Origin of the sequence: Micromonospora sp. WMMA2032 (genome assembly GCF_002688545.1) — a bacterium.
Classification (GTDB): Bacteria; Actinomycetota; Actinomycetes; order Mycobacteriales; family Micromonosporaceae; genus Micromonospora; species Micromonospora sediminicola.
The window spans coordinates 4,356,455-4,372,825 of sequence record NZ_CP024052.1 but is presented as its reverse complement, the minus strand read 5'-3'; the positions used below and the strand labels follow the sequence as shown (position 1 = coordinate 4,372,825).

The 16,371-nt window shown below is 75.1% G+C and carries 16 protein-coding genes; 10 read left to right on the top strand and 6 right to left on the bottom strand.

Annotated elements, in window-relative coordinates; all coding sequences use genetic code 11:
• The first annotated feature begins 50 nt into the window (after positions 1 to 50).
• Complete coding sequence (locus CO540_RS20235) at positions 51 to 878, top strand: S9 family peptidase (protein WP_099163236.1); 828 nt, start codon at positions 51 to 53, stop codon at positions 876 to 878.
• A gap of 49 nt (positions 879 to 927) precedes the next feature.
• The gene (locus tag CO540_RS20230) at positions 928 to 2,148 is read left to right on the top strand and encodes an ABC transporter substrate-binding protein (RefSeq protein WP_099163235.1); all 1,221 of its coding nucleotides are present in this window, start codon (positions 928 to 930) and stop codon (positions 2,146 to 2,148) included.
• Positions 2,149 to 2,202: 54 nt separating this feature from the next.
• Here CO540_RS20230 and ddaH read toward each other — a convergent pair whose 3' ends face one another.
• Positions 2,203 to 3,036 (bottom strand): dimethylargininase, encoded by an 834-nt coding sequence (ddaH, locus tag CO540_RS20225; protein ID WP_172967886.1) that lies wholly within the window; start codon positions 3,034 to 3,036, stop codon positions 2,203 to 2,205.
• A 59-nt stretch (positions 3,037 to 3,095) separates the two neighbouring features.
• Here ddaH and CO540_RS20220 point away from each other — a divergent pair, with 59 nt between their 5' ends.
• Entirely contained in the window at positions 3,096 to 3,554 is a 459-nt protein-coding gene (locus CO540_RS20220; protein WP_099163234.1) for an Lrp/AsnC family transcriptional regulator, read from the top strand.
• A 55-nt stretch (positions 3,555 to 3,609) separates the two neighbouring features.
• Positions 3,610 to 4,566 carry a zinc-binding dehydrogenase gene (locus CO540_RS20215; RefSeq protein ID WP_099163233.1) on the top strand — a complete coding sequence of 319 codons (957 nt, stop codon included), beginning with the start codon at positions 3,610 to 3,612 and terminating at the stop codon, positions 4,564 to 4,566.
• Positions 4,567 to 4,573: 7 nt separating this feature from the next.
• On the opposite strand, the gene CO540_RS20210 is transcribed toward CO540_RS20215, so the two are convergent.
• From CO540_RS20210 to CO540_RS20200, 3 genes are all read right to left on the bottom strand, one after another.
• Complete coding sequence (locus CO540_RS20210; protein ID WP_091567876.1) at positions 4,574 to 5,674, bottom strand: hypothetical protein; 1,101 nt, start codon at positions 5,672 to 5,674, stop codon at positions 4,574 to 4,576.
• 67 nt (positions 5,675 to 5,741) lie between these two features.
• Positions 5,742 to 5,999, bottom strand: a complete 258-nt coding sequence (locus tag CO540_RS20205; RefSeq protein ID WP_099164863.1) for a DUF6457 domain-containing protein — start codon at positions 5,997 to 5,999, stop codon at positions 5,742 to 5,744.
• Positions 5,996 to 6,595, bottom strand: coding sequence for a molybdenum cofactor guanylyltransferase (locus CO540_RS20200; RefSeq protein ID WP_099163232.1), 600 nt, complete (start codon positions 6,593 to 6,595; stop codon positions 5,996 to 5,998). The genes CO540_RS20205 and CO540_RS20200 overlap by 4 nt, the downstream gene beginning before the upstream one ends.
• Positions 6,596 to 6,762: 167 nt before the next feature.
• On the opposite strand from CO540_RS20200, the gene fdhD reads away from it, so the two are divergent.
• Complete coding sequence (fdhD, locus tag CO540_RS20195; protein ID WP_099163231.1) at positions 6,763 to 7,617, top strand: formate dehydrogenase accessory sulfurtransferase FdhD; 855 nt, start codon at positions 6,763 to 6,765, stop codon at positions 7,615 to 7,617.
• 11 nt (positions 7,618 to 7,628) lie between these two features.
• Here the strand turns inward: fdhD and CO540_RS20190 are convergent, their stop codons facing one another.
• Entirely contained in the window at positions 7,629 to 8,777 is a 1,149-nt protein-coding gene (locus tag CO540_RS20190; protein ID WP_099163230.1) for a DUF4192 domain-containing protein, read from the bottom strand.
• Positions 8,778 to 8,939: 162 nt separating this feature from the next.
• Here CO540_RS20190 and CO540_RS20185 point away from each other — a divergent pair, with 162 nt between their 5' ends.
• The 5 genes from CO540_RS20185 (at position 8,940) to CO540_RS20165 (ending at position 15,707) form a co-directional block, all read left to right on the top strand.
• Positions 8,940 to 9,854 (top strand): fructosamine kinase family protein, encoded by a 915-nt coding sequence (locus CO540_RS20185; protein WP_099163229.1) that lies wholly within the window; start codon positions 8,940 to 8,942, stop codon positions 9,852 to 9,854.
• Complete coding sequence (gene moaA / locus CO540_RS20180) at positions 9,851 to 10,867, top strand: GTP 3',8-cyclase MoaA (RefSeq protein WP_099163228.1); 1,017 nt, start codon at positions 9,851 to 9,853, stop codon at positions 10,865 to 10,867. Before CO540_RS20185 ends, moaA begins: the two co-directional genes overlap by 4 nt.
• Before the next feature lie 2 nt (positions 10,868 to 10,869).
• A complete protein-coding gene (locus CO540_RS20175) occupies positions 10,870 to 11,115 on the top strand; it encodes a MoaD/ThiS family protein (RefSeq protein WP_091567854.1) in 246 nt (81 codons plus the stop codon).
• Positions 11,116 to 11,125: 10 nt separating this feature from the next.
• Complete coding sequence (locus CO540_RS20170) at positions 11,126 to 12,427, top strand: metallophosphoesterase (protein WP_099163227.1); 1,302 nt, start codon at positions 11,126 to 11,128, stop codon at positions 12,425 to 12,427.
• A gap of 94 nt (positions 12,428 to 12,521) precedes the next feature.
• Entirely contained in the window at positions 12,522 to 15,707 is a 3,186-nt protein-coding gene (locus CO540_RS20165) for a UvrD-helicase domain-containing protein (RefSeq protein WP_099163226.1), read from the top strand.
• Between the two features lie 37 nt (positions 15,708 to 15,744).
• Here CO540_RS20165 and CO540_RS20160 read toward each other — a convergent pair whose 3' ends face one another.
• Positions 15,745 to 16,368: an A24 family peptidase gene (locus CO540_RS20160; RefSeq protein ID WP_099163225.1), complete on the bottom strand. Its 624-nt coding sequence runs from the start codon at positions 16,366 to 16,368 to the stop codon at positions 15,745 to 15,747.
• Positions 16,369 to 16,371 lie beyond the last annotated feature (3 nt).

The window sequence follows — 16,371 nt, the reverse complement described above, 5'->3', positions numbered from 1 at the left end:
ACCCCGACCACGCGCACGCGCCCGGACCGGGGGCAGGCTACCGTCGCCGCATGTCCAGCGACCCGCGCGACGTGCTGACCCGGCCGGCTCCCCCGCCGGACGCGACCGTCGCCTACGGCGACCACCCGGACCAGTGCGCCGACCTGCGCCGACCGGCCGGCGACGGGCCCGCCCGCCCGCTGGTGGTCGTGGTGCACGGCGGCTTCTGGCGGGCCGGGTACGACCGCGCCCACACCGGCCCGATGGCGGCGGCGCTGGCCGCGCTCGGCCATCCGGTCGCCCAGATCGAATACCGCCGGACCGGTCAGCCGGACGGCGGATGGCCGCACACGCTCACCGACGTACGCACCGGGGTCGCCGCCCTGCCGGCGCTGGCCGCCGCCGCGCTGCCCGGCCGGGTGGCGCCCGTCCCGCCGCTCCTGGTCGGTCACTCGGCCGGTGGGCACCTGGCGCTGTACGTGGCCGGACGCGCCCCGGAGACGGTCGGCGGCGTGCTCGCGCTGGCGCCGGTCGCGGACCTCGCCGAGGCGTACCGGCTGGACCTGGACGCCGGCGCGGTGGCCGCGCTGCTGGGCGGCGGTCCGGCCGACGTGCCGGATCGGTACGCGGAGGCGGATCCATCGGCGTTGGTGCCGATCCGGACACGCACCGTAGTCATGCATGGTCTTCTCGACCGTCAGGTCCCGGCCGCGATCAGCCGCGCCTGGGTGGCCGCGGACCGGGCCGCCGGAGGCGAAGCGGCGCTGGTTGAGCTGCCGGAATGCGAACATTTCGGGTTGATCGCGCCGGACTCCGCGGCGTGGCCGCAGGTGGTCGGGGCGTTGCGGTCCCTTCACAATGATCATCCGGGCATTGACGCAGCGTTGCCGACCAGGTAGAACGCCGGAGGGGTGTGCATCATGGCCACCCCGTCGGGAAGGAATTTCGGTGGCACAGATGAACCGCAGGCGGGCGCTGCAACTGCTGGCCGCGCTGGGCACCACCGGGCTCGCGGCGGGCTGCGGTTCCGGTGACGACTCCACGGAGCAGGCCCCGGCCGGCAGCCCGATCAAGATCGGTCTGATCGTGCCCGGCGGTGGCCCGAACAAGGTCATCGGCGAAGAGATCACCAACGGCTTCCAGCTCTTCCTCAGCCTGCACTCCCAGCAGCTCGGCGGCCACCCGGTCACGCTGGTGCCGGCTGAGGAGGGCAACAGCGCCGCGACCGGCAAGGCCGCCGTCGACCGGCTGCTCAAGGAGGGCGTGCTCGCCCTCACCGGCGTGGTCGACCCGGTCGTCATGACCGGCATCAGGGACACCGTCGAGCAGGCCCGGGTGCCGCTCATCGGCTCCAACGCCTCCCCCGCCACGTTGCAGGGCGTCGTCTACATCTGGCGCACCTCCTACGTGCTCGACGAGCCGGGCGTGGCGCTCGGGCAGTACCTGCGGCAGAACCTGGACGCGTCCAGCCGGATCGCCATCTTCGGCACCCAGGGCCCCGGCAGCCAGGACGTCGTCGCCGGCTTCCGGCGCGGCTACGAGCAGGGCCGTCGCCTCACCGAGGACCCGATCTACACGGAGGACTACGCCACCCCGAGCAAGCGGGCCTACTCCGGCCCGATCCGCAAGGCGCTGGAACGCAAGCCGGACGCGGTCTTCTGCCACTACTCCGGCCCGCAGGCGGTGCAGTTCGTCAAGCAGCTCTACGACGAGGGCTACCGGGGGCCGGTCTACGCGCCCGGGTTCCTGACCGAGGGCACCGTCCTGGACCAGCTCGACGACGGCGAGAAGGGCCGCGACCGGCAGCTGATCGAGAGGTTCGGCATCGAGACCGCGCTGAACTACTCCGCCGACCTGAACAACACCGCGAACCGGGTGTTCGCCTCCGCGTACCGCAAGACGTTCAACGCCTCCCCGACCACCTACGCGATGGCCTCGTACGACGCCGCGCTGGTCCTCGACAAGGCGATCCGGCTGGTCGGCAGGGACCCGTCCCCGCAGCAGGTCAACCTGGCGCTCGGCAAGATCGGCCAGGTCGACAGCCCGCGCGGGTCCTGGCAGTTCAACCAGCCGCGTACGCCGCAGCAGAAGTGGTACCTGCGCAAGGTCCAGCTCGACGGCCGGATGCTCTCCAACGTGGTGATCAACGAGCTGGCCACGCTCGGCTGACACGCGAGAAAGGGCGGCCTCCCCCGGGGAGGCCGCCCTTCGTGCGTGCGGGGGTCAGTGCCGCAGCTCGGCGATGCAGCACTTCACGCTGCCGCCGCCCTTCTTCAGCTCGGCCAGCTCCACCGGCACCGGGTGGTAGCCGGCCGCCTTCAGCTTGCCGGCCAGCCGGGTCGCCTCGTTGTTCAGCACCACGTTGAGCCCGTCGCTGACCAGGTTCAGGCCGAAGGCCAGGGCGTCCTCGTCGTCCGCCACGACCGCGTCGGGGAACAGCTGGGTCAGCACCCGCTGGCTGGCCGCGGAGAAGGCCCCCGGGTAGTAGACGATGTTCTCGTCGTCGATCGAGGCGAGCGCCACGTCCAGGTGGTAGAAGCGCGGGTCGACCAGGCGCAGCGAGACCACCGGCCGGCCGAGCGCCTCCTGCGCCTCGGCGTGCGCGGCCGGCTCGGTCCGGAAGCCGTGGCCGGCCAGGACCAGCCCGCCGTGCGCCTCCGGCAGGTACGCGAAGTCGCCCTCGCCCTCGTTGGTCTCGCTCGGCGCGATGAACCGCCAGCCCCGCTCCTCGTAGAACGCCCGGTGCGCGGCGGCCTCGGCGGCCCGCTGCTCGTGCTTGAACTGGGCGCCGTAGACCGTGCCGTCGACCACGAACGCCCCGTTGGCCGCGAAGACCATGTCCGGCAGGCCGGCCTCCGGCGTCAGCAGGTGCACCTCGTGGCCGAGCCCGACCAGCGTCTCGCGCAGCCGGTCCCACTGCTTGACCGCCAGGTCGGCGTCGACCGCCGTGGTCACGTCCATCCACGGGTTGATCGCGTACTCGACCGCGAAGTGCTCGGGCGAGCACATGAGATATGTCCGCTTTCGCGAGACTCGCTGCTGGTTCACGGTCACCAAGAGTAGGTACGGTAGAACTTTGGTAACAGCCACAACCATTGCTTCCCAGAGGCGGAACGTTGCAGATAGACGCGGTCGACCAGCGAATCATTGCGTTGCTCGTGGCAGACGCCCGCGCCTCGTACGCGGACATCGGCACCCGGGTGTCACTCTCCGCCCCCGCCGTCAAGCGACGCGTCGACCGGCTCCGCGCGGCCGGGGTCATCCGCGGATTCACCGCCGTCGTCGACCCGGCCGCCGTCGGGTGGACCACCGAGGCGTTCGTCGAGCTGTTCTGCGCCGGCCGGACCACCCCGGCGCAGATCGGCGCCGCCGCCCGCCGGCACCCCGAGGTGGTCGGCGCCTACACCGTCTCCGGCGAGGCGGACGCACTGGTGCACCTGCGCGCCGCCGACATCTCCCACCTGGAGGAGGCGCTGGAGCGACTGCGGGCCGAGTCGTTCGTCACCTCGTCCCGCAGCACCATCGTGCTGTCCCGACTGGTCGAGTCCCCCGGCGTCGGACCCTCCACGCCTTGACCTCAACCCGGCTTCATGTCGTGCACTGGTGACCGGCTTGACGCAAGGGGGCGGTATGCGTGCGGTGTGGCTGCGGGAGTTCGGCGGACCCGAGGTGCTCGTGCCCGGGACAGCACCCGACCCGGCACCCGGACCGGGCCAGGTGCTCGTCGACGTGGCACACGCCAACATCACGTTCGTCGAGACGATGTTCCGGGCCAGCGGCTTCGGGCCGTTCGGCGCCGAACTGCCGGTGATCCCCGGTAACGGGGTCGGCGGCACGATCACCGCGCTGGGAGCGGGCGTCGACCCGGCGCTCGCCGGCCGCGTCGTGGTCACCGCCACCGGCGGCACCGGCGGGTACGCCGAGCGCGTCGTGGTCGACCGGAGCGCGCCGGTCCCCGTACCCCCGGGGTTGGCGCTCGACGCGGCGGTGGCGCTGATGGCCGACGGCCGGACCGCCCTGATGCTGGCCCGGGCGGCCGGGCTGCGGCGGGGCGACCGGGTCCTGGTCGAGGCGGCGGCCGGGGGCGTCGGATCGCTGCTCACGCAACTGACCGCGGCCGCCGGCGCCACCGTGGTGGCCGCCGCCGGCGGCGCCCGCAAGGTCGACGTGCTCCGCGCCGCCGGCCTCGACGTGGTCGTCGACTACCGGCAGGCCGGCTGGACCGACCGGGTCCGGGACGCCGTGGGCGCCGTCGACGTGGTGTTCGACGGTGTGGGCGGGCCGCTCGCCCGGCAGGCGTTCGACCTGCTGGACCGCGGCGGGCGGATGCTCAGCTTCGGACTGGCCGGCGGCGCCTGGGCGGACATCCCGGCCGAGTCCGCCGCCGCACGCGGGGTGACGCTGCTGAACCCCCGGCCCGGCCCGGACGAGCTGCGCGCCCTCACCGAGGCGGCGCTCGCCGAGGGCGCGGCCGGACGGCTGCGGCCGCTGATCGGGCAGCGCTTCCCGCTGGCCCGGGCCGCCGCCGCGCACGCCGCGATCGAGGCCCGGGAGACACTGGGCAAGACGCTGCTCGACGTGCGCTGACGCGCGGTCAGAGATACATGCCGGTGCGGTGCTCCTCGGCCCGCGCCGGCTTGTCGCCCTCGCCGAAGAAACGCTTGCCGCCGAACTCGCCGTGCAGCCGGTCGTCCAGCTCGTCGGCCAGACCGGTCATCACCTGCACCGCCAGCATCAGGTGGGTGGCCTGGAAGTTGCGGCCGAAGACCGGGATCGACGCCCAGACCGTGTCGTCGGCGCAGTAGAGCCGGCCGATCGGCATCCGGTTGGTCAGCTCGGAGAGCTTCACGTAGAGCCGCTCGGTCGGCTCCACCTCGGTCAGCACCGGCGAGAAGACGTCGACCAGCGGCGGGTTGTCGCGCACCCGCACGAAGACCATCGCCGAGCCGGCCCGGATGTTGATGTCCCCGTCGGAGTCGACCTGGACCTGGTCGGAGTTCGACTTCAGCATCGTCGACACGACCGTCCGGACCCGCTCCTCCAGCGCCAGCACGTCGTTCTCGCCGGCCTGGGCCGCCGCCGCGGCCGCCAGCGCCTCGTCCAGGTCCGCCTCCACGTCCCGGTCCGGGCCGAACTCGCTGCGGGCCGTGCCCAGCGGCTCCACCGGCAACGGCTCACCCTCGGCGTCGTGCACCAGGTAGACCAGGAAGGCGGGGTGCGGGGCGCCGTAGACGTCGCGCAGCGTGCGGGAGAGCACGGCGGACAACCGGGTCGCCTCGTCGACGCCGCAGTCCAGGCCGAACTGCTCGCCCGAACCGGGCACCACCCCCGGCGGCGACCAACCCAGCGCGACCATGTCGGCCACCGCGGCCCGGTCCAGCCGGTAGCCCTGCGGCAGGGTGGCGTTGCCGACCGCCCGGGCGGACAGGCGACCCTCCTCGCCGACGTCCGCGCTGACCGAGTAGACGGCGTCACCGGTGCCGGAGGCGGTCGGGTCGAGCGTGACCTCCAGGTGCCCGCCGGCGGGCAGCCCGCGCAGCCGGTCGGCCAGCGCCCGGGCGAACTCCCGCCAGGCCTCGGTCACCTTGGCCCGCAGATCGGCCGTGGTCGGCTCGTCGAGCAGGATCGACTCGTGCTGCTCCGGCGTACCGCCGGAAGGCTGGTCGACCGGCGCCGAGGGGTGGTCTGCCGTCATGATCGCCTCCGTCCGTTCCCGCCACCCTACCCATGGGCGGTGGGCGTCGAACCGCGCCCGAGCGCGGCTACTCCGCCGGTACGGTCCCGTCCAGTTCCACCGGCCAGGAACCGGCCAGCGCGCTGAGCCGCGCGGCCGCCGCGGCCGGGTCCGCGCCGCGTCCCACGGCCACCCCCAGCAGGTACGCGGTGACCGGCGCCCCCGGCCGGAGCACCTGGTGCGCCACGTCCCGGGCGACGTCGAGCACGCTCGACACCGGCACCCCGGCCGGATCCAGATCCAGCTCGGCGCAGGCCGCGGTGACCCAGTCGTCCAACACCGTCATCTCGTCCACTCCTCGGCCCGGCGTACGTCCTCGTCAGTGTCGCAGTCGAACCAGGGCGGCGGTCCCGAGCCGGTCCACGCCACCTCACGGACCGCGACACCGGCCAGCAACCCGCGTACCGACGCGCCGTCGACGGTGCCGCCCCGCTCCGCCGCCAGACGGTCGAGGGCCGCCCGCAACGCCGTGACCCGCCACACGCCGCAGAGCTGCTGCCGACGCCCGTCACCGTCGACGTAACAGGCCAGCCCGGCCCGCGACCCGTCGAGCTCGCGCCGCAGCCCGTCCACCGCCGCGGCGGTGAGCAACGGCAGGTCCGCGGCGAGCAGGGCGACGGTGGTCGTACCGGGCCCCAGCAGCGCCAGCCCGGCCGCGGTGGCGGCCACGGGTCCACCGCCGGGAGGCTCCTCGCGGGTCACCCGCACCCCTGCGGGCACCGGACCGGCCGGGCCGACCACGATCCGCTCGTCCGCGCCGGCGACCGCCTCCAGCACCCGGTGCAGCATCGGTCGCCCACCGACCGGGCGGGCGGGCTTGTCCACGCCGCGCATCCGTCGCGCCGCGCCGCCGGAGAGCAGCACCGCCGCGTACCCCGTCACCGCCTCACCCTACCCACGGGCACCGCCCCGAACCGGTCCCGCGCCGGCGGGACGGGGGCGGGGTGCGGGGGCGGGCCGGCGCGGGAGCGGGACCGGACCACAGGGCCGTCGGGGGCACGGACGCCGCGAACGTGCGGGTGGGGCGGCGCGCGGGGGAGGATGGCGGCATGGGACGGGCGACGGACCGGCGGAGCGTGCTGCGGATCGACCTCGGGGCGGCGGCCGACGGCCGGGCCCGGATCCGCCGGCAGGACACCCTGTCCGTGGAGGAGCCGCTGGAGATCCGGGTCGGGCCGGGCGGCCCGGGGCGACGCCGGCCGCTCGCGGTCACCATGCGTACGCCCGGCGACGACCTCGACCTGGCGATCGGCTTCCTGCTCACCGAAGGGCTGATCCGGTCGGCGGAGGACGTGCACACGGCGCAGCTCTGCGCCGGGGCGGAGACCCCGAACACCTACAACGTGGTCGACGTGGTGCTGTCTCCGGGCGTGCCGGAGCCGACCACCGACCCGGCGCGCAACTTCTACACGACCAGCTCCTGCGGCGTGTGCGGCAAGGCGAGCATCGAGTCGGTCCGTACCCGTTCCCGGTTCGCGGTGCGGGAGGACCCGCTCGCGGTCACCGCCGAGCTGCTGGCCGCGCTGCCGGACCGGCTACGCGCCGCCCAGCGCGCGTTCGACCGGACCGGCGGCCTGCACGCGGCCGGTCTCTTCACCGCCGACGGCGAGCTGGTGGTGCTGCGGGAGGACGTGGGCCGGCACAACGCCGTGGACAAGGTGATCGGCTGGGCCGTGCGGGAGGACCTGTTGCCGCTGGCCGGGCACGTGCTGCTGGTCTCCGGTCGGGCCAGTTTCGAGCTGACCCAGAAGGCGTGGATGGCCGGGGTGCCGCTGCTCGCGGCGGTCTCCGCGCCCAGCACGCTCGCCGTCGAACTGGCCGAGGAGGCCGGGATGACGCTCATCGGTTTCCTGCGCGGGCCGACCATGAACGTCTACGCCGGGGCGCAGCGCGTAGCCGGGTGAACGGCGCCGGCTCACCGGCGCGGACGGCGACGACGGCGGCGCAGCACCGACGAACCGGTGACGACGGGCCAGCCGTCCAGCTCGGACGGGGCCAGCCCACGGCGGAGCGCGTCGTCGAGGATCACCGCGAGCGAGTGGTCGGGGTGGGCCGTGAGCACCCGTTCCAGGGCGACCGCCGCCAGCGCGCCGTGCCCGGCCCGCCAGGCGGCGAACGCGAGCAGGCTGCCCGGCGCCCCGATCAGGTCCGGCTCGGCCCGGCGCAGGACGTCGGTCCAGAGGCTGATGTCGGTGTCCCGGCCGTCGGTGCGGGCCCAGGCGTGATCGCGAACCGGGATGTGGGTGAGCAGCACGGTCAGCCAGGCCACCTCGTCGTCGTCCAGCCGCTCACCGCGCCGTTGCCGCCGGAACGCCGCCCGCACCGCCGCCACGCCGGCCGCGCGCACGGCCCGCGCCGCACCGCCGGATCCGACGACCACCACGGGGTCACCCTCGGCCGGTGGCCCCTCCGCCGAGGTCTCCCCGGTGGGCGGGACATCGGCGGGGACACCGACCGTGACGTCCTCGGGCGGGGCGCCGTCGACGGATGCGCCGGCGAGCACGGCCAGCCGGCGGCGAGCCCGTGCGGTGGCCCGGCGCATGGCGAGCCGGACCGGGCCGTCGAGCGCGGACACCTGGGCGGCCAGCGCGGCCCGGTCGGGCAGGGCGACCTGACCGGCGAACACCGCCGCCGCGCCGACCTGGCTCGCGACCGGGTCGTACGGGGTGCCGTCGGCAGGGCAGCAGGCCGGCTCCGCGCAGAGGTAGGACCACCACCGGCCGTCGGTGACCCGCAGGGCGTCCAGGACGGTCAGCCCCGCCGCGTCCAGCGCGTCGCCGACCGCGTCCACGGTGCCGGTCACCCGGGCGGCCGGCCCGTAACCGACGACCGTGGCGGCGTCGACCTCCTGGCGGGCCACCACCTCGGCCAGGTGCCGGGCCGCCGGAGCGGGGTCGACGCCGGCCCCGGGCAGGTCGCCCCGCGCGGCGAAGACCACTCGCCGGCCGCGTACCGCGACCACCACGATGCTGTCGGCCGGGTGGAAGCCGAGCAGGTAGGGCACGGCCGCGACGAGGTCGCCGGGCGAGCGGACGGACAGGCGTGGGCGCTCGGTGGAGTTCATGCCGGGAGCGTCCGTGGTCGTCGGGGCCCGCGTCCGACCCTGTGGACGACACGCGGTCCGTCCCCAGATACGGAGCGTATCGGCGCAGGTGGCCGGCGATCGACGGCCGCCGCGGTTCCGTCACGGTCCCCGGCTGTCCCAGGTACCGGCTACCTTGCGCTCATGGACCTGGCATACCTGCGGGCACACCCGGAGCACCTGCCGACCTTCCTGACCCACCAGCGGATCCGGGAGACGCCGGTCTCCGGTGGCGACATCTGCACCGCGTCCCGGCTCACCCTGGACGACGGGCACTCCGTCTTCGCCAAGACCTGGCCGGAGCGGTCGGCGCGGCCGATTCCGGAGGGCTTCTTCGCCACCGAGGCGGCCGGCCTGCGGTGGCTGCGCGAGGCCGACGCCGTGCCGGTGCCGGAGGTGCTGGTCACGCTGCCCGACCTGCTCGCGCTCGACTGGGTGGAGCCGGGCGAGCCGACCCCGGAGGCCGCGGAGGCGTTCGGGCGCGGCCTGGCCCGGCTGCACGCGTCCGGCGCGACCGCGTTCGGCGCGGAGTGGACCGGGTTCATCGGCGCGTTGCCGCAGGACAACACGCCCGATCCCGGCCCGTGGCCGGACTGGTTCGCCCGCCGTCGACTGCTGCCCTACCTGCGGATGTCGGTCGACCGAGGGGCGCTCGACGGCGGGGGGGCCGCCCTGGTCGAGCAGGTCGTCGACCGGATCGGCGAGTTCGGCGGCGACGAGCCGCCGGCCCGGGTGCACGGTGACCTCTGGCCCGGCAACCTGCTCTGGGGCGCCGACGGCCGGGTCTGGCTGGTCGACCCCGCCGCGCACGGCGGCCACCGCGAGACCGACCTGGCCCAGTTGGCCCTCTTCGGTGGCCCGCCGCACCTGGAGCGGATCCTGGCCGCCTACCGGGAGGCCCGGCCGCCGGCCGACGGCTGGCGGGAGCGGGTGCCGCTGCACCAACTGCACCTGTTGCTGGTGCACACCGCGCTCTTCGGCACGGCGTACGCGGACGCGGTGGTCTCCGCCGCCCGTGGCGCGCTGCGGGGCGTCCGACGCGCTACGGTCGACGGATGACCGCCCCCCGGACGCCGGCCGACGGGGTCCTCGCCGACCGGTACGGTCGCGTCGCCCGGGACCTGCGGGTCTCGCTGACCGACAAGTGCAACCTGCGGTGCACCTACTGCATGCCGGCCGAGGGCCTGCCGTGGCTGGCCGGCCCGCAACTGCTGACCGACGACGAGATCGTCCGGCTGGTCGGCGTCGCGGTGGGCCGCCTCGGCGTCACCGAGGTGCGCTTCACCGGAGGTGAGCCGCTCATCCGGCCCGGCCTGCCCGGGATCGTGTCGGCGGTCGCCGCGCTGACGCCCCGGCCGCGCATCTCGGTGACCACCAACGGGATCGGGCTGGCCCGTCTCGCGCCGGCGCTGCGGGCCGCCGGTCTCGACCGGGTCAACGTCTCGTTGGACACGCTCGACCCGGCCCGGTTCGCCACGTTGACCCGGCGGGACCGGCACGCCGACGTGCTCGCCGGGTTGGCCGGCGCGGCGGAGGCCGGGCTGACCCCGGTGAAGATCAACGCGGTGCTGATGCGCGGTGTCAACGACGACGAGGCGCCGGCCCTCCTCCGGTTCGCCCTGGCGCACGGCTACGAGCTGCGCTTCATCGAGCAGATGCCGCTCGACGCCCAGCACGGCTGGGACCGCTCGACCATGGTCACCGCCGACGAGATCCTCGCCGCCCTGCGGAGCGAGTTCGCGTTGCGCCCCGATCCCGCCGAGCGGGGCGCCGCACCGGCCGAGACCTGGCTGGTGGACGACGGGCCGGCCCGGGTCGGGGTGATCGCCAGCGTGACCCGGCCGTTCTGCGGCGACTGCGACCGCACCCGGCTCACCGCCGACGGCCAGGTGCGCAACTGCCTCTTCGCCACCGAGGAGTCCGACCTGCGGGCGGCGCTGCGCGGCGGTGCCGACGACGACGAGTTGGCCCGGCGCTGGCGCGCCGCGATGTGGGGCAAGCGGGCGGGCCACGGCATCGACGATCCGACCTTCCTCCAGCCGGCCCGGCCGATGTCCGCGATCGGAGGGTGAGCGTGGAACTGACCGTCCGCTACTTCGCCGGGGCGCGGGCCGCGGCCGGCCGCGCCGAGGAGACCGCATCCGCCGGCCGGTCGCTGGACGAACTCCTCGACGACCTGGCCGCCCGGCACGGCGAGCGACTGTCCGTGGTGCTGAAGGCGGCGAGTTTCCTGGTCGACGGCGTGGCCTGTCATGATCGTCAGGCACTGTTGCCGGCCGGGGTGACGGTGGACGTGCTGCCGCCCTTCGCGGGCGGCTGAGGAGGCCGACGTGCTGGCGATGGCGACATTCCTGATCTTCGTCGTGCTCGTCATCGGCCTGATCCACTTCTACCTGTGGAAGCGGCTGGTCCGGGACACCACCCGGCCGGGTCGGTGGCGCCGGCTCGGCGCGGCCGTGGTCGCCCTGCTCGCCCTGCTCGTGCCGGCGACCATGGCCGGCACGAGGAACGGCTGGTTCTGGCTGGCCTGGCCGGGCTACCTCTGGCTGGCGCTGATGTTCTACCTGCTGGTGCTGCTGCTGGTGCTGGAGGTGCCGATCGCGGTGGTCCGGCTCGTCCTGCGCCGCCGCGCCCGCGCCGCCGCCACGGGCCCCGCCCCCGAGCCGGCGCTGATCGGCGCCGGGGCCGGGGCCGTCCCGCCCGGGTCGACCGGCGACGCCGTCGGCACCCCGTCCGGCGGGACCGCCGACGGTGGCGACGCCCCGCCGGCGGACACCGTGCCCGCCGACCACGACCCGTCCCGCCGGTTGCTGCTCGCGCGCGGCGCGGCGATCTTCGCCGGGCTCACCGCCGCCGGCGTCACCGGGTACGGCGTCCGCACCGCGACGGGCCCGCCCCGACTGGACCGGGTCCGGATCCCGCTGGCCAAGCTGCCCCGGAGCATGGACGGCCTGCGGATCGCCACCGTCTCCGACATCCACCTCGGGCCGCTGCGCGGACGGGCGCACACCGAGCGGATCGTCGCCATGATCAACCAGCTGGACGCCGATCTGGTGGCGGTGGTCGGCGACCTGGTCGACGGGACGGTGGCCGAGCTGGGCTCGGCCGCGGAGCCGCTGCGCGACCTGCGCTCCCGCTACGGCAGCTTCTTCGTCACCGGCAACCACGAGTACTACTCCGGCGTGGAGGAGTGGGTCCGCGAGGTGGACCGGCTCGGCCTGCGGGTGCTGCAGAACGAGCGGCAGGAGATCCAGGCCCGCGGCGGGGTGCTGGACCTGGCCGGGGTCAACGACGTGACCGCCGCCGGCACCGGTCTGGCCGCGCCGGCCGACTACGCCGCCGCCCTCGGCGACCGTGACCCGAGCCGCCCGGTGGTGCTGCTGGCCCACCAGCCGGTGGCCGCGCAGGAGGCGGCGAAGTTCGGCGTCGACCTGCAACTCTCCGGGCACACCCACGGCGGCCAGATGGTGCCGTTCAACCTGGCGGTGAAGCTCCAGCAGCCGGTGGTCTCCGGTCTGGGCGAGGTGGACGGCACCAAGGTGTACGTCACCAACGGCGCCGGGTTCTGGGGTCCGCCGGTGCGCGTCGGCGCCCCGCCGCAGGTGACGCTGGTCGAGCTGCGCGCCCCATAGCGCGCCGGGGGCGCCGAGTCCAGCACCGCATTGCTCAGGTCACGCGTACGCGTGGCGGCGGGCGGGCGGGCAACCGGACGTGACAGGATGCGGCGTGCCTCCGTTCAGCGCCGCACCCCCCGGTGGCCTCCCGCCCTACGTCGCGGATCTGCACATCCACTCGAGATACTCCCGCGCGTGCAGCCGCGACCTGACCCTGCCGAACCTCGGCTGGTGGGCCCGACGCAAGGGCATCGGGGTGCTCGGCACCGGAGACTTCACCCACCCGGCCTGGTACGACCACCTGCGGGAGACGCTGCACCCGGCCGAGCCCGGCCTCTACCGGCTCTCGCCGGAGGCGGAGCGGGACATCGCCCGGCGGCTGCCGCCCCGGCTGGCGAGCGCGGCGGAGGCGGACCCGGTCCGGTTCATGCTGAGCGTGGAGATCTCCACCATCTACAAGCGGGACGACCGGACCCGGAAGGTGCACCACCTGATCTACCTGCCGGACCTGGACGCGGTGGGCCGATTCAACGCCGCGCTGGGCCGGATCGGCAACCTCGGCTCCGACGGCCGGCCGATCCTCGGGCTGGACTCCCGCGACCTGCTGGAGATCACGCTGGAGGCCAGCGGAGACGGCTACCTGGTGCCGGCGCACATCTGGACGCCCTGGTTCTCCGCGCTCGGCTCGAAGTCCGGCTTCGACGCGATCGCCGACTGTTACGCCGACCTGGCCGAGCACATCTTCGCGGTGGAGACCGGCCTCTCCTCCGACCCGGAGATGAACTGGCGGGTCGGCAGCCTGGACCGCTACCAGCTGGTGTCGAACTCGGACGCCCACTCGCCGCCGGCGCTGGCCCGGGAGGCCACGGTCCTCACCGCGGCCCGCGACTACTTCGCGATCCGGGAGGCGCTGCGCACCGGGGACGGGCTCGCCGGCACCGTCGAGTTCTTCCCGGAGGAGGGCAAGTACCACGCCGACGGGCACCGGCTCTGCGGGGTGAACTGGTCGCCCGAGCGCACCCGCGAGGCGGGTGGGCGCTGCCCGGAGTGCGGCAAGCCGCTCACCGTCGGCGTACTGAGCCGGGTCGAGGAGCTGGCCGACCGTCCGGTGGGGCACCGTCCGGCGCACGCCCGCGCGGTGGCGCACCTGGTGCCGCTGGCCGAGATCCTCGGCGAGATCAACCGGGTGGGCGCGCGGTCGAAGAAGGTGGAGGGCAAGCTCCACGAGCTGGTCGCCGCGCTCGGCCCGGAGTTGGAGATCCTGACCCGTACCCCGGTCGAGGAGATCGGCCGGGTCGGTGGCGAGCTGCTCGCCGAGGGCATCGGCCGGCTGCGCCGCGGTGAGGTCCGCCGGGTACCGGGCTACGACGGCGAGTACGGGGTGATCACACTGTTCGATCCGGCGGAACTGGGCGCCACGGCCGGCGGGTCGGGGCAGGACGCGCTCTTCGACGTACCCGTGCCCGCGCAGCGACGGCCCGCGGAGCCGGCGCCGAGACCGAGGGCCAAGCGCCCGGCGGCGGCCCGGCCCGAGCCGAAGCGCACGCCGCCGCCGGCTCGCCCGATCGCGCCGCCGCCCTCCCCGCACGAGCCGTTCGAGCCGATGCTCGCCGGCATGGAGGAGGTCGGCACCGGCCTGCTGGACCGCCTGGACGCGATGCAGCGGGTGGCCGCGTCCGCGCCGGGCGGTCCGCTGCTCATCGTGGCCGGGCCCGGCACCGGCAAGACCCGGACGTTGACCCACCGGATCGCGTACCTCTGCGCGGAGTTGAACGTCTTCCCCGACCAGTGCCTGGCGATCACGTTCACCCGCCGGGCGGCCGAGGAGCTGCGGCACCGGCTCGACGGGCTGCTCGGCCCGGTCGCCGAGGACGTCACCGTGGGCACGTTCCACTCGCTCGGCCTGACCGTGCTGCGGGAGAACGCGGCGGCCGCCGGGCTGCCGGCGGACTTCCGGATCGCCGACGAGACGGACCGGGCGGCGGCCCGCGCCGAGGCCGGCGAGGACGACGAGCGGTACGTCGCGCTGCTGCGCAAGAAGGACCTGGTCGACCTGGACGAGCTGCTCACCCTGCCGGTGGCGCTGCTCAAGGGGGACCGGAAACTGGTCCGGGAGTACCGCGAACGGTGGAAGTGGATCTTCGTTGACGAGTACCAGGACGTCGACGCGGTGCAGTACGACCTGCTGCGGCTGCTCAGCCCCGCCGACGGCAACCTGTGCGCGATCGGCGACCCGGACCAGGCGATCTACTCGTTCCGGGGCGCCGACGTCGGCTACTTCCTGCGCTTCTCGCAGGACTTCACCGACGCCCGGCTGGTGCGGTTGAACCGCAACTACCGCTCGTCGGCGCCGATCCTGGCCGCCGCGGTGCAGGCCATCGCGCCGTCGTCGCTGGTGCGCGGTCGCCGCCTCGACCCGGCCCGGCTCGACCCGGAGGCGCCGCTGGTCGGCCGGTACGCCGCGACCTCGGTGGCCGACGAGGCCGACTTCGTGGTCCGCACCGTCGACGAGCTGGTCGGCGGCCTGTCCCACCGCTCGCTGGACTCGGGCCGCATCGACGGGCGGACGACGTCGCTCTCCTTCTCCGACATCGCGGTGCTCTACCGCACCGACTCCCAGGCCGCGCCGGTCGTGGACGCGCTGGCCCGGGCCAACATCCCGGTGCAGAAGCGCTCGCACGACCGGCTGCGCGACCGGCCCGGCGTCACCGCCGTCGCCCGCGAGCTGCGCCAGGCCGGTCTCGACGGGTCGCTGGCCGCCCGGGTACGCCAGGCCGGTCAGCTCCTGGCGGAGCGCTTCGCCGTGCCCACGCTCGACGGCACCGGCGCGGTACGCCCCGAGGACGTCCGCACCGCCGTGGACCTGCTCACGCCGCTGGCCCGGCGCTGCGGTGACGACCTCGGGCTGTTCCTCAACCAGCTCGCCACCGGCGCGGAGGTGGACGCCCTGGATCCGCGGGCCGAGGCGGTCACGCTGCTCACGCTGCACGCGGCGAAGGGGCTGGAGTTCCCGGTGGTGTTCCTGGTCGGCGCCGAGGACGGCCTGCTGCCGCTGCGCTGGCCCGGCAGCGAGCCGGACGAGGACGCGGTGGCCGAGGAGCGCCGGCTCTTCTTCGTCGGCCTGACCCGGGCGCAGGACCGGCTCTACGTCAGCCACGCCGCCCGGCGGGCCCGGCACGGCGCGGAACGCGAGACCCGGCCGTCGCCGTTCCTCGACGTGATCGACCCGGCGTTGTTCGACCGGCTCGGCACGGCGGAGCCACGCCGGCCCCGGGATCACCAGCTCCGGCTGATCTGACCGGCGCGCCTCGCCCGCCGACACGCGCGCGGCGGCCTCAGGTGAGCAGGACGGCGAGCCAGGCGCCGGCGAGGATCGCCGGGCCGAACGGCAGCGGCGTGTCCCGGCGTACCCGGCCGGCGGCGAGCAGGACCAGCACCGTCACCCCGGCGAGCACGTGCGGGAGGAGCAGCCCGAGCCGGAGCGTCGGCCAGCCGAGCCAGCCCAGCGGGAGCCCGAGCGCGGCGGCGAGCTTCACGTCACCGAAGCCGAGCCGGGCGCCGGGCACCAGCGCCAGCAGCAGGTAGCCGGCGAGGGAGAGCGCGGCGCCGGCGCCGGCGGCGGTCAGGCGACCCGGCTCTCCGGTGGCCAGCGCGGCGCCGGCGAGGCCGAGCCCGCCGCCGAGCGCCAGCGCGCCGACCAGCGGGTCGGGCAGCCGCAGGGCGGTCAGGTCGGTGACCACGAGCAGCAGCCCGACGCCGGCGACCAGCAGCAGGGCCGGTAGCGCGGGCCCGGCCCCGTGGGCGGCGGCCAGCCCGCCGAACACCACCGCACCGGTCGCGGTCAGGACCGCCCGGCGCGGAGCGGGGCCGCCGCCCACCAGGGACCGACCCACCGGTACGGCCACCAGCCCGGCGAGCGCGCCGAGCAGCGCCACCCCGGTCACCAGCGCCGCCGACACGGG